This window comes from Kribbella lupini, assembly GCF_039529595.1.
GTDB classification, from domain to species: Bacteria; Actinomycetota; Actinomycetes; order Propionibacteriales; family Kribbellaceae; genus Kribbella; species Kribbella lupini.
In genome coordinates this window covers 769,942-782,210 of sequence record NZ_BAAANC010000003.1, presented here as the reverse complement: position 1 = coordinate 782,210, position 12,269 = coordinate 769,942, and the positions used below count along the sequence as shown (strand labels likewise).

At 68.8% G+C, this 12,269-nt stretch carries 9 protein-coding genes; 7 read left to right on the top strand and 2 right to left on the bottom strand.

What is annotated here, in order from left to right; genetic code table 11:
• Positions 1-40 precede the first annotated feature (40 nt).
• The gene (locus ABD235_RS29840; RefSeq protein WP_344180178.1) at positions 41-682 is read right to left on the bottom strand and encodes a hypothetical protein; all 642 of its coding nucleotides are present in this window, start codon (positions 680-682) and stop codon (positions 41-43) included.
• A gap of 56 nt (positions 683-738) precedes the next feature.
• Between ABD235_RS29840 and ABD235_RS29835 the strand changes: the two genes are divergently transcribed.
• The 7 genes from ABD235_RS29835 to ABD235_RS29805 all read left to right on the top strand — a co-directional run bounded on the left by ABD235_RS29835 (position 739) and on the right by ABD235_RS29805 (position 9,865).
• Positions 739-1,131, top strand: a complete 393-nt coding sequence (locus ABD235_RS29835) for a (deoxy)nucleoside triphosphate pyrophosphohydrolase (protein ID WP_344180176.1) — start codon at positions 739-741, stop codon at positions 1,129-1,131.
• Positions 1,132-1,250: 119 nt separating this feature from the next.
• Positions 1,251-2,297 (top strand): ABC transporter permease, encoded by a 1,047-nt coding sequence (locus ABD235_RS29830; protein WP_344180175.1) that lies wholly within the window; start codon positions 1,251-1,253, stop codon positions 2,295-2,297.
• A gap of 7 nt (positions 2,298-2,304) precedes the next feature.
• Positions 2,305-3,306 (top strand): ABC transporter permease, encoded by a 1,002-nt coding sequence (locus tag ABD235_RS29825; protein WP_344180173.1) that lies wholly within the window; start codon positions 2,305-2,307, stop codon positions 3,304-3,306.
• 52 nt (positions 3,307-3,358) lie between these two features.
• A complete protein-coding gene (locus tag ABD235_RS29820) occupies positions 3,359-4,432 on the top strand; it encodes an ABC transporter ATP-binding protein (RefSeq protein ID WP_344180171.1) in 1,074 nt (357 codons plus the stop codon).
• A gap of 23 nt (positions 4,433-4,455) precedes the next feature.
• Positions 4,456-5,520: an ABC transporter ATP-binding protein gene (locus ABD235_RS29815; protein WP_425553196.1), complete on the top strand. Its 1,065-nt coding sequence runs from the start codon at positions 4,456-4,458 to the stop codon at positions 5,518-5,520.
• Between the two features lie 174 nt (positions 5,521-5,694).
• A complete protein-coding gene (locus ABD235_RS29810) occupies positions 5,695-7,404 on the top strand; it encodes an ABC transporter substrate-binding protein (protein ID WP_344180169.1) in 1,710 nt (569 codons plus the stop codon).
• A 124-nt stretch (positions 7,405-7,528) separates the two neighbouring features.
• On the top strand, positions 7,529-9,865 hold the full coding sequence (locus ABD235_RS29805; RefSeq protein ID WP_344180168.1) for a helix-turn-helix domain-containing protein: 2,337 nt from the start codon (positions 7,529-7,531) through the stop codon (positions 9,863-9,865).
• Here ABD235_RS29805 and ABD235_RS29800 read toward each other — a convergent pair.
• On the bottom strand, positions 9,862-12,255 hold the full coding sequence (locus tag ABD235_RS29800; RefSeq protein ID WP_344180166.1) for a tetratricopeptide repeat protein: 2,394 nt from the start codon (positions 12,253-12,255) through the stop codon (positions 9,862-9,864). The genes ABD235_RS29805 and ABD235_RS29800 overlap by 4 nt on opposite strands.
• Positions 12,256-12,269 lie beyond the last annotated feature (14 nt).

Sequence of the window (12,269 nt, the reverse complement as noted above, 5' to 3'; positions counted from 1 at the left end):
GCGCGGCGCACAACGGAAGACCCTTCGGTACGGCGTGTTTTTACTTAGGTTCCCCTTTGTTGCCGAGCGCGCTTTCGTGGAGTAATGGGGCGTATCCGGCCTTCAGGACAACGAGATTCGCGGATGGGGTCAGGACCGTCACCTCGTCGTCGGGCGATCGTTGAACCGGCGTGGTGTAGCCGGACCACGACCAGGGACGCACCTGTCCGCCGACGACGAGAGCCGGGCCGTCGGCGTCCGCGATCATCGCGCCGTCAGGCAGTCCTCCCAGTACGGCGCGGGTCGTGCGTTGCCGGCGGCTACGGGATTCGACGCGTTGGCTGTGCAGCAGGGCGTCCATCGCCGCGGCCCGCGGCCGCTCGTCCAGGTCGTGCCCACCGGCCCACGCGTCGGCGTACCGGACGAAGTCCGTACGACGGCAGTACGCGCACGGCCGATGGCCGGCGGCCAGCGCGACGGCCTCGTCGAAGAAGAACAGTGCGGTCCACCGGCCGGGCGGCATCGGGTCGCGGCTGACGCCCTTGTAGTCGAGCACGCAGCACAGCCAGGCCTTCGACCGCCAGCGCGTCGTACCGAGCCGGCGGTCGGCGTCGTGCAACGAGCCGCGGTTGCCCATCAGCAGACCGCGGCCGGGTACGGCGACGATCTCCTGACTCGGCAGGACTCTGTTCTGCAGCGGCATGAGGACATCCTGCGTGCCGGGACCGACAGTTCGGGAGTCGGTGGCACAGTCGGCGCATGGACAGAAGGGTGGTCGTCGGCGTGGCGATCGTCGACGAGGGCCGGGTGCTGGCGGCGCTGCGGCCGGGACCGGACGGTGGATGGGAGTTTCCCGGCGGCAAGGTCGAGCCGGGTGAATCCGACGAAGTGGCGGCCGCCCGGGAAATCGAGGAGGAACTGGGCCTGCGGATCACCGTCGGGGCGGCTTTGCCGGGCGAAGAATTGATCGGTGACAAATATGTTTTACGCGTTTACCTGGCCGAACCGGCCGGTCACGACTGGTTACCGGTGCTGCGCGAGCACACCGAGATCCGCTGGGTGCAGGCCGCTGACCTGGGAAGTCTCAGCTGGCTCCCGGCGGACCGGCCATTTCTGAACACTCTGCGTCACCATCTGGTCGCTGATGGGTGATCAGTCACGATTCAGCGACGAGGTGGCTCGTCCCGTGGCGTCCACACTGCGAGATTTGTAGGGTTCCCGCCAGGCCGCGAAAGACATTTCGCTCGACCGGGAAGGCTTGGGGGAAAACAATGACTCTGGGAGCGACCGAAGCTTCCCCGCCCGACGGCGGACTCCCCGCTGAACACATCGCCGAGACCGCCGAGGCGAAGCAGATCGAAGGCCGTTCGCTCGGGCAGATCGCCTGGGCGCGGCTGCGCAAGGACAAGATCGCGCTGATCAGCGCGATCATCATCGTGCTGATCATCCTGATCGCCATCTGCGCCCCGCTGATCGTGAAGATCAGCGGCTTCCCGCCGGACCAGCCGAACTTCAAGGACAGCCACGGCAACGACCTGCTGGACAACTCCCTGGGTGGCATCCCGGCCGGTGGTCTGTTCGGCAGCGGGATGAGCACCGAGCACTGGCTCGGCGTCGAGCCGCAGAACGGCCGCGACGTGTTCGCGCGGCTCGTGTACGGCGCCCGCTCGTCGCTGCTGGTCGCCCTCGGCGGCACCATCGTGGCCGTCGTCCTCGGCACCGTCATCGGCATGGTGGCCGGCTACTTCCGCGGCTGGGTCGACGCCGTGATCAGCCGCCTGATGGACATCCTGCTCAGCTTCCCGACCCTGCTGTTCATCCTGGCGCTGACGCCGGTGATCGCCGACCGGGCCCAGGACACGTTCGGCATCCCGGACAACAACTCCCTGCGCCTGGGGGTGCTGATCTTCGTGCTCGGGTTCTTCGGGTGGGCCTACCTGGCCCGGATCGTGCGCGGCCAGACGCTGTCGATCCGCGAGCGCGAGTTCATCGACGCGGCCCGCTCGCTCGGTGCCGGTCCCGGGTACGTGATCTTCAAGCAGATCCTGCCCAACCTGATCCCGACGCTGCTGGTCTACGCGACGCTGATCATCCCGACCTACATCACCGCCGAGGCCGCGCTGTCCTTCCTCGGCGTCGGTGTCAAGGAGCCGACCTCGTCGTGGGGCCTGATGATCTCCGACGCCTCGAACTGGTACGAGGGCAACCCGCTCTACCTTGCCTTCCCGGGCGCGATGCTGTTCATCACCGTGCTCGCCTTCAATCTGCTGGGTGACTCGGTGCGCGACGCGCTCGACCCGCGAGCCGGACGGAGCTGACTGAGCCGTGTTCAACTACATCGTCCGCCGGCTGTTGCAGATGATCCTGATCCTGTTCGCGATCAGTGCCATCACCTTCTTCCTGTTCTGGGCGACGCCGGCCAACCCGGCGCTGCTGATCTGCGGCAAGGACTGCAACACCGAGCGGATCGCCGAGGTCAACGCGTCGTACGGGTTCGACGACCCGCTGATCGTCCAGTACGGCCGGTACATGAGTGGCCTGGTGAACCCGGGCGGGCGCGAACTCGGCACCGAGGGGTCGCAGGAGCACTGCTCGTGGCCGTGCCTGGATCGTTCGCTGCAGAACGGCCTGCAGGTCACCGACTCGATCAAGGACGCCATCGGCCCGACGTTCTGGCTGGCCACCGGGGCCGCCGTCCTCTGGCTGGTCTCCGGCGTGCTGCTGGGGCTGGTCGCGGCGTTGCGCAAGGGCAAATGGCTGGACAAGCTCAGCGTCGGACTGGCGTTGTTCGGTGTTTCGTTCCCAACGCTCGTCCTCGGCTACCTGCTGGTGTTCGTCTTCATCGTGAAGGGCGGGCTGCTGCCGTACCCGGACCAGGCGAACTCCAGTCCATCGGCAGGGTTGGTGCCGTTCTTCCAGTTCTTCATCCTGCCGTGGGTGACGCTGGCGCTGGTCAACGCGGCCCTCTACACCCGACTGACCCGGGCCAACATGATCGACACGATGAACGAGGACTTCATCCGCACCGCGCGGGCCAAGGGCCTGGGTGAGCGCAAGGTGGTCTTCAAGCACGGCCTGCGCGCCGCGCTGACCCCGATCGTGACGATCTTCGGGCTCGACCTGGGCGCGCTGCTCGGTGGCGCCGTGATCACCGAACGGATCTTCAGCATCCAGGGCCTGGGCAAGCTGTCGATCGACTCCGTCCTCGGCAACGACCTGCCCGTCGTGATGGGCGTCGTGCTGGTCGCCGCGTTCTTCGTGGTTTTCGCCAACATCGTGGTCGACGTGCTGTACGCCTTCATCGACCCGCGGGTCCGGCTGTCGTGACCACGAGCCGCGTTGTCAGCAAGGAACCCAGCACCAGGATGGAGCCGACACTGTGAGCAAGACCGTTTCCACCAAGCCGGCCAGGCCGTCCGGCAGCCGGGACGCCGAGGCCTTCCTCGAGGTCCGCGACCTGCGGGTGCGCTTCCCCACCGACGACGGCCTGGTCCGCGCGGTGAACGGGCTGAGCTTCTCGCTCAAGCCCGGTGAGACGCTCGGCATCGTCGGCGAGTCCGGCTCGGGCAAGAGCGTGACCAGCCTGGCGATCATGGGCCTGCACAAGGGCAGCCGGGCCCAGGTCGAGGGCGAGATCTGGCTGGACGGCGACGAGCTGGTGTCGATGCGGGTCGAGGAGATGCGGCGGCTGCGCGGCAGCAAGGTCGCGATGATCTTCCAGGACCCGCTGTCGGCGATGCACCCGTTCTACCGGATCGGCGACCAGCTGGTCGAGGCGTACCTGGTGCACAACGACGTGTCCAAGGCGGTCGCCAAGAAGCGGGCGATCGACATGCTCGACCGGGTCGGCATCCCGTCGCCGGCCGGCCGGTTCCACGACTACCCGCACCAGTTCTCCGGCGGCATGCGGCAGCGCGCCATGATCGCGATGGCGCTGATGTGCGACCCGCGGCTGCTGATCGCCGACGAACCGACCACCGCGCTCGACGTCACCGTGCAGGCCCAGATCCTGGACCTGATGAACGACCTGCAGAAGGAGTTCAACTCCGCGATCATCATCATCACCCACGACCTCGGTGTGGTCGCCCAGATGGCGCAGAAGCTGGTCGTGATGTACGGCGGCCGGGTGGTCGAGGCCGGCGACGTCCGGGACATCTTCTACCGGCCCGAGCACCCCTACACCTGGGGCCTGCTCGGCTCGATCCCGCGGATCACCGGTGGTGGTGACCGGCTGAGGTCGATCAAGGGCTCGCCGCCCTCACTGATCAACCTGCCGACCGGCTGCCCGTTCCACCCGCGCTGCGACTTCCGCGGCAAGGTGCCCGGCGACCTCTGCGTCACCGAAGTACCGGAGCTGCTGCAGATCGGCGGCGGTCCGCACGCGGCCCGCTGTCACATCCCGAGCCCGGAGCGGCAGCGGTTGTTCACCGAGCAGATCAAGCCGGCGCTGTGAGCGCGGCCACCCAAGGGGACGACGTGACCACGACCTCCACTCCGAAGCCGACCCGCAAGACCAAGAACAAGCCCGAGCGAACCGGTGGGACGCGCGGCGAGGTGCTGCTGGACGTGCAGGGCCTGCAACGGCACTTCCCGGTCACCCAAGGCATCGTGTTCCAGCGCCAGACCGGCGCGGTCAAGGCGGTCGACGGGATCGACTTCCAGTTGATCGCCGGCGAGACCCTCGGCCTGGTCGGCGAGTCCGGGTGCGGCAAGTCCACCACCGGGCGACTCGTCACCCGGCTGGACGAGCCGACCGGGGGCAAGATCGTCTTCCAGGGCGCCGACATCACGCACATGAACCGGCGCACGATGCGCCCGTTCCGGCGCGACGTGCAGATCATCTTCCAGGACCCGTTCTCGTCGCTGAACCCGCGGCAGACGGTCGGCACGATCATCGCCGCGCCGTTCGACATCCAGGGCATCAAGTCCGAGGGCGGCACCAAGAAGGCCGTCCAGGACCTGATGGCCCGGGTCGGCCTGAACCCCGAGCACTACAACCGCTACCCGCACGAGTTCTCCGGCGGTCAGCGGCAGCGGATCGGGATCGCCCGCGCGCTCGCGCTGCGGCCGAAACTGATCGTCTGCGACGAGCCGGTGTCGGCGCTCGACGTGTCGATCCAGGCCCAGGTCGTGAACCTGCTGGACGACCTGCAGGACGAGTTCGACCTGACCTACCTGTTCGTCGCCCACGACCTGTCCGTGGTGCGGCACATCTCCGACCGGGTGGCGGTGATGTACCTGGGCAAGATCGTCGAGATCGCGACCCGGGACGAGCTGTACAACCACTCGCGTCACCCGTACACCCACGCGCTGCTGTCGGCGGTTCCCGAGCCCGATCCGGACGCGGTCAAGCGCCGCGAACGGATCCGGCTCACCGGCGACGTGCCCAGCCCCCTGAACCCGCCGTCCGGTTGCCGGTTCCGTACTCGCTGCTGGAAGGCGCAGGACGTCTGCGCCGAGCAGGAGCCGCCACTGGTCCAGATCGGAGCTCCCGGCCACTCGGCCGCCTGTCACTTCCCGGAGGAACGCGACGTCGTCTGACGGACACAGACGGTAACAAACGGTCTCCGTCCCGCACTGAAGTCGTCACGATCCGGTGACGGAGGCGAAGAACCGTTGAAGGGGAATCGAGGTCGTGAGTAGATGACCGGCATTCCAGTCACCAGGGCAGCCGTGACCCGGCGTCCCGATGGAGGAAACAGAAAGAAGGATGGCATGAGACACGCCAAGCGCGCCGGATCCGTGGTTGCCACGGGTCTGGCCCTGACCCTCACGCTGGCGGCATGCGGCGGGGACAACAAGAAGGACGACGCCGGCGCACCGAGCTCGCAGCAGGGGGCGAAGGGTGGCATCGTCACGGTGTACTACTCTTCGGACTTCGAGCACCTGGACCCGGCGCGAGCCTTCGTCACGGACACCGGCATGGTCGGCCAGCTCCTCTACCGCACGCTGACCGCGTTCAAGTGGGACCCGCAGGCGAAGAAGGTCTCGCTGGTGGGCGACACCGCGGAGAAGTGGGAGAAGTCGGCGGACTTCAAGACGTGGACCTTCACGCTGAAGGACGGCCTGAAGTACGAGGACGGCTCGCCGATCACCGCCAAGGACATCAAGTACAACGTCGAGCGGTCGTTCTCCGCCGACCTGTCCGAAGGTGCGCCGTACGGCAAGAACTACCTGGACTGCAAGGGCTACGCGGGCCCCTACACGCCGGCCGGCAACAACGGTGGCAAGGGCTGCACCGCGATCGAGGTCCCGGACGACAAGACGATCATCTTCAAGCTGAACCAGGCGGTCTCGGAGTTCGACATGACCGCGTCGATGAAGATCTTCGCGCCGGTGCCGCAGGCCAAGGACACCAAGACCCAGTACGACAACCGGGTGTGGTCCTCAGGCCCGTACAAGATCAAGACCTACACCCGCAACAAGACCCTGGTGCTGGAGCGCAACACCAACTGGGACCAGGCCACCGACCCGATCAACACCGCGATGCCGGACGGGTTCGAGTTCAAGTTCGGTGACGACGAGGCGATCGTCGACCAGCGCCTGATCGCAGGCACCGGCGCCGACGCCAACGCGATCAGCCTGACCGGTCTGCAGCCGCAGAACCTTTCCAAGCTGACCCAGGCCAACGTCAAGGACCGGGTCGTCGAGGGTCCCGACACCTGCCGTCGCTACATCGCGTTCAACCAGCAGAAGCCGCTGCTGAAGAACCAGAAGCTGCGCGAGGCGCTGACCTACGCCTTCGACAAGACCGCGTACATGACCGCCCGCGGTGGCGACAAGCTGAACGTTCCTTCGGACTCGGTCGTGCCGGAGAGCCTCGACGGTTACCGCAAGAACACCGCGTTCGAGGTGCCGCTGACCGGTGACCTCGAGAAGGCGAAGGCCGCGCTGGCCGAGTCCGGCTACAAGGGGGAGAAGCTTCAGCTCGGTGCGTCCGACGCGACCGACATCTCGATCAAGGCCGCCGAGTCGGCTCAGGCCGCCTGGAAGAAGATCGGTGTCAACGTCGACATCAAGAAGATCCCGGGTGACAACTACTACTCGACGCAGCAGAACGACGCGTCGGCGACCGATCTGATCACCGCCGGCTGGTGCCCGGACTGGCCGTCGCTGTCGACGGTCGTTCCGCCGGTCTTCGGCCCGGACAACTCCGCTCCTGGCAAGGCCGCGCAGAACAACTACGCCCGGTCGCCCGTCGGCTGGGACAAGATGAACGAGATCCCGAAGATGGCGGACCAGAAGGAGGCCACCAAGGCCTGGGCCGACGTCCTGGACGAGGTCATGAAGACGTTCCCGGTGATTCCGATCTCCGCGGACAACAACGTCTACGTCTTCGGTGGCAACATCACCGGCGCGACCGCCAACTCCGACATCGGTGGTCTTCCGGACCTGACCAAGATCGCCCTCAAGAAGGTCGGCTGATCTCGAGCAGGTAGCACGAACTAGCTGAACCCGAGGGCGGTACCGGATCTCCGGTACCGCCCTCGGTGCGTCCGGACTCGGTACCCTGTTCGCCTCAGCCGGCGGCAGACGGGACCGACCACGAGTGAACGAGACCTTTGGCGCCGTGCTTCGGCGCCTGCGCCACGTGCGCGGCCTCACCCAGGAACGCCTCGCGGAGACGGCCGGGGTCAGTGCGCAGGCAGTCCGGCTGCTGGAGGCCGGCCGGCGGCGGTTCCCGCGGCCGTCGACCGTGACGGCGCTCGCCGACGCGTTGCGGTGCACCGACAGCCAGCGAGAACTGTTGCTGTCGGCCTCCCAACGAGCCTCGGACCTCACCCGTGGGTTGCCGTCGGCAACGGTCGGCTTCACCGGGCGGGCCGGTGAGGTCGAGGAGCTGACGCAGTTCCTGGCCGCCGGGGTGACGGCACCGGCCGTGCCGATCGCGGCGATCACCGGGATGGGCGGTATCGGCAAGACCAGTCTGGCGCTGAAGGTTGCCGAAGAGCTGGCCGACCAGTTCCCGGACGGGCAGTTCTTGCTCGATCTGCGGGGGTTCAGCCGGTCCGGGGCACTCGATCCGTTGACCGCGCTGGAGTTGCTGCTGGGGATGGTCGGTACAGCCGATGCCGAGCTGCCGGACGACGTGGACCGAGCGTCGGCGCGGTTCCGCAGCGCGGTGGCCGGGCGGCGGATGCTGCTGATCCTCGACAACGCGGCCGACAGCACCCAGGTCCTGCCACTGCTGCCGGGGACGAGTGGCACGGCGGTCGTGGTGACGAGCAGGCGGCTGATGCCCGAGCTCGGCGGCGCACGCCAGCTCCAGCTCGACTCGCTGTCGGAGCAGGAGGCCGTGGACCTGCTGGCCGAGATCGGCGGTCCGACAGTGCGCGCTGAATCCGGCGCCGCGGTGAGAATCGTGCAGTACTGCGCCCGCCTGCCGTTGGCCGTGCGGGTCGCGGGAGCTCAACTGATCGGACGGCCTGCGAGTGCTGCCGGTGCGCTGGCCGATCGGTTGGCTGATCTGTCGGATCGCCTGTCGACGCTGGACGACCATGGGCGGGGGGTGCGCAGCAGCATCGCGGTGTCGGTCGAGCAGCTTGCGGACTCGGACGATCCGACCGATGTGGCCGCCGGTGGACTGCTGCCGCGGTTGGCCGTGCTCGACGGGGCAGATGTCTCCACGCGGGTCGCGAGCCGGGTCGCTGGCGTCTCGACGGGCCAGGCGGAACGCCTGCTGGAAAGGCTGTCCGACGTCAGTCTGACGGAAGCGCTGACGCCGACCAGGTACCGCCTGCACGACCTGGTCGCGGGCTACTTCGACGAGGTCGTGCCTGCTGCCGAGCGCCGTACCGTCCGCTGTGCGGCGCTGGAGACGTACAGCGCGATGACCTGGCAGCTGGGCGGGATGTCCCGCCGGCCGGCGGGACCGCGGGAGGAGTTGGCGGATGAGGGTTGGCGGGTGGGCGCTGCCGACCTGGAGGACCGCGACACGTTGCTCGACCTGCTGGACGACGAACGGGCCAACCTGGTCGCGACCGTACGCCAGGCCGTCGAGGCGAGTCCGGCGGAGCAGGAGCTGGCCGTTCGGCTGGGGATCGGGTTCAAGTACTACGGCGTCGCCCGGAAGCGCTGGGCCGAGTGGCGTGACGTGACGAGTGCGACGGCGCCGGCCGCCGGCGATGCGCTGCCGAAGGCCATGCTGTTCGCCGATCACGGCCTGGCCCGGGCCGAGCTGAACGACTTCGACCTGGCCGCGGACGCCCTGATCCGCGCTACCGAAGTGCTGGCGTCGATCGAGGCTCCGGAGTTCGAGGCGACCACGCTGGTCAACCTGAGCCACGTGCTCGAGCGAGCCGGCCGGATCGACGAGGGGCTCGTGTACGGCACCCGATCGCTGGACCGGGCGATCGCCACCGGATCGCGCGAGGAGGAGGCGGAGTCGTTGCTCGTCCTCGGCATGCTGCACGGCAAGCTGGGGAGTCCCGAGCGGTCGTCGTACTTCACCCGGGCGGTCGAGGTCATGCGTGCCAACGGTCCGCCTCGCGGGTTGGCGATGGTGTTCCAGCAGATCGGTCTGTCGTACCGGGAGTCAGGTGACTTCGCTGCGGCGATCAAGCCCTTGGAGGAGAGCCTGCGTCTTCTCGTGGCGGACAACGCGGGCCCCTACCTGTCGGAGGCCCATGAGGATCTCGGCTGGATCCGTTACCTCTCAGGGGATGCGGCCGGCGCGCTCAAGCCGCTCACCGAGGCACTGCGGGGCGCTCAGGAGTTCGAGTTGTGGGACCGGGAAGGCAGTGTGCGGCTGCACCTCGCGCAGGTACTGATGGCGTTGGGCCGCCGGGACGAGGCGCGCGAGCACCTGGATGAGGCACTGCAGATCTACGGCAGCCGGGGGATGGCCGCTGCTGACGAGGCTCAGGCCCTGCTGGACAAGCTCTAACGGACCGGCGGCTGCCCGAGCAGTTCGCGGAGCTCGGCGGTGCCGTGGGCGTTGTGCTGCTCGCGGATGGACAGGGCGATGCGCCACTCGCGGCGGGCCTCGGCAAGACGGCCCTGGAGGTGGCGGACCTCGCCGAGGGTCTTGCGGATGTCCGCCTCGCAGAGCCAGTCGCCGTGCTGGCCGGCGATGGCCAGGCCCTCGCTCTGGTGCGCCACTGCCTCGTCGAGGTGGTCCTGGGCCAGGCAGAGCTTGCCGAGCTCGTTGAGGACCTCGGCCTGCTGTACGGCGGCGCCCGCCTGGCGGTAGAGGGCGAGGCTCTCCTGGAGGCTGGCGGCGGCCAGCTCGTACCGGCCGGCCTCGCGGTAGGAGACGCCGATGTTCTGGGCGATCATGCCGCGGTAGCGCTCGTGGCCGGGCTCGACCAGGAGATCGAGCGCCTCGGTGAAGTGCCGCTGCGCGGCCTCGGTCGCACCGGTCTTCAGGTACAGCATCCCCAGCGCGAGGCAGGCCCAGGCGGCGCGCGGCGGGATGCCCAGGCGCAGGCCGATCTCGCGGGCGCGTTCGGCGTACGGGATGCCGTCGGCGGTCCGGCCCGTCCGGTCGAGGACGTGGCTGAGGCTGCTCAGGCAGAGGGCCTGCAGGTTGCCGTCGCCGGACGCGTCCGCTGCTTCGATCGCTCGGCGCAGCGGCATCACAGCCTGCTGGTACTGGTCCAGCTCGGCGTGGGCGGCGCCCAGGTCGTGCAGTACGAGTCCCTCGGCGACGCGGTCCGGGCCGCCGCTGACCAGGCGGAGCACCGCCTCGTTGACCTGCAGCCAGTCGAGCCACGCGCGCCGCTGGGCGTAGTACGCCATGAGACCGACCGCCACCCGTACGGCGAGCTCAGGCTGCTCGGTCGCCGCGTGCTGGATGGTGGTGACGAGACCCGAGCGCTGGGCGTCCAGCCAGCCGCGCACGTCCTCCGGCGTCGGCAGGTCGTCGGCGCCCTTCAGCCACTCCTGGTCGAGCCAGCGCTCCCGGGTGACTCCGTGGCCGGCGTACTCGCTGGCCCGCCAGACCACCGCCGAGATCCGCTGCATCCAGCGGGTGGTGACCGCCCGCCGGTCGTCGCGCGACAGCGTCTGCTCGGCGAACTCGCGCGCCGCGACCCGTACGAGGTCGTGCAACCGGTACACGCCGGGCGCCGGCGTGGTGAGCAGGTGGACGTCCACCAGCCGCTCCAGGACGATCTCCGCCTCCGGCTCGGGGCTGTCCGAGAACGAAGCGGCCAGTGCGGAGGTCAGGTCCGGACACTCGGCCAGACCGAGCAGCGCGAACATCGACACGGCCTGGACGTCGATCGGGTCCTCGCTGCCGGCCAGCTGCTCGATCGACAGCACCAGAGTCGCCCGTACGCCGGAGTCGTCGAGCTGGAGCTCGTCCAGCCGGCGGCGGCCGTCCGCGAGCCGGTCAGCCAGGTGCGCGACCGGCCAGGACGGCCTGGAGGCCAGACGGGCGCCGGCCATCCGGATCGCCAGGGGCAGGCCACCGCACTGCCGGACCACCTCGGCGCACTCGTCCTCGGGGGCGTCCGGACGACCGGAGATCCGCCGCAGCATCTCGATCGACTCGTGCAGGGGCGGCTCGCCCAGCTGGTACTGGCGGCCACCCAGTCCCGCCATACTGCGACGGCTGGTCACCACCGCGGCGCAGCCACCGGCTCCTGGCAGTAGCTGTCGTACCTGTTCGTGGTCGGCCGCGTTGTCGAGCAGGAGGACGAGCCGGCGCTCGGCCAGCACGGTCCGGAACCGGGCCGCGGCCGTGGGCAGGTCGGCGGCGGGAGTCTCGCCCAGGTCCTCGAGCAGGTAGGTCAGAGCCTCCAACGGCTCCAGCGGCGGGCCCAGACCGAAGCCGCGCAGGTCCAGGTACAGCTGGCCGTCCGGGAAGTGCTCGGCCACCTCGTGCGCGACGTGGATGGCCAAAGTGGTCTTACCGATGCCGCCCATGCCGGTGATCGCCGTGACGCTCACACCGGGGCTGTCGATCAGGTACCGGCTCAGTTCGGCCAGCTCCTGGACCCGTCCTGTGAAGTCACCACTGGCGAACGGCAGCTGTCGTGGCGAGACTACCGACGTCGCTGGCTCCTCCAGCGGCAGGCGGTCCGTGCGGCCGCGGCGGGAGGCCGCGGTGACCAGGGCGGCCTGCTGATCCTTGTCGAGCCGCAGGGCGGCCGCCAGCGCCTTGACGGTGGCCGGCTGGGGGTACCTCCGGGTGCCGCGCTCCAGCGTGCTGATGGCCTGCACGCTGATGCCGGACACCGTCGACAGCTCGTCCTGGGTGAGGCCGGCCGCCGTCCGGTGCCGGCGCAGCAGCGCCGCGAACTGCGACTCCAACGCCCGGTCACCCCTCACGATCGCGACTTTGT

Coding starts and splice junctions, on each gene's coding strand:
- ABD235_RS29840 (WP_344180178.1), bottom strand. CDS start 682: ATGCCGCTGCAGAACAGAGTCCTGCCGAGTCAGGAGATCGTCGCCGTA.
- ABD235_RS29835 (WP_344180176.1), top strand. CDS start 739: ATGGACAGAAGGGTGGTCGTCGGCGTGGCGATCGTCGACGAGGGCCGG.
- ABD235_RS29830 (WP_344180175.1), top strand. CDS start 1,251: ATGACTCTGGGAGCGACCGAAGCTTCCCCGCCCGACGGCGGACTCCCC.
- ABD235_RS29810 (WP_344180169.1), top strand. CDS start 5,695: ATGAGACACGCCAAGCGCGCCGGATCCGTGGTTGCCACGGGTCTGGCC.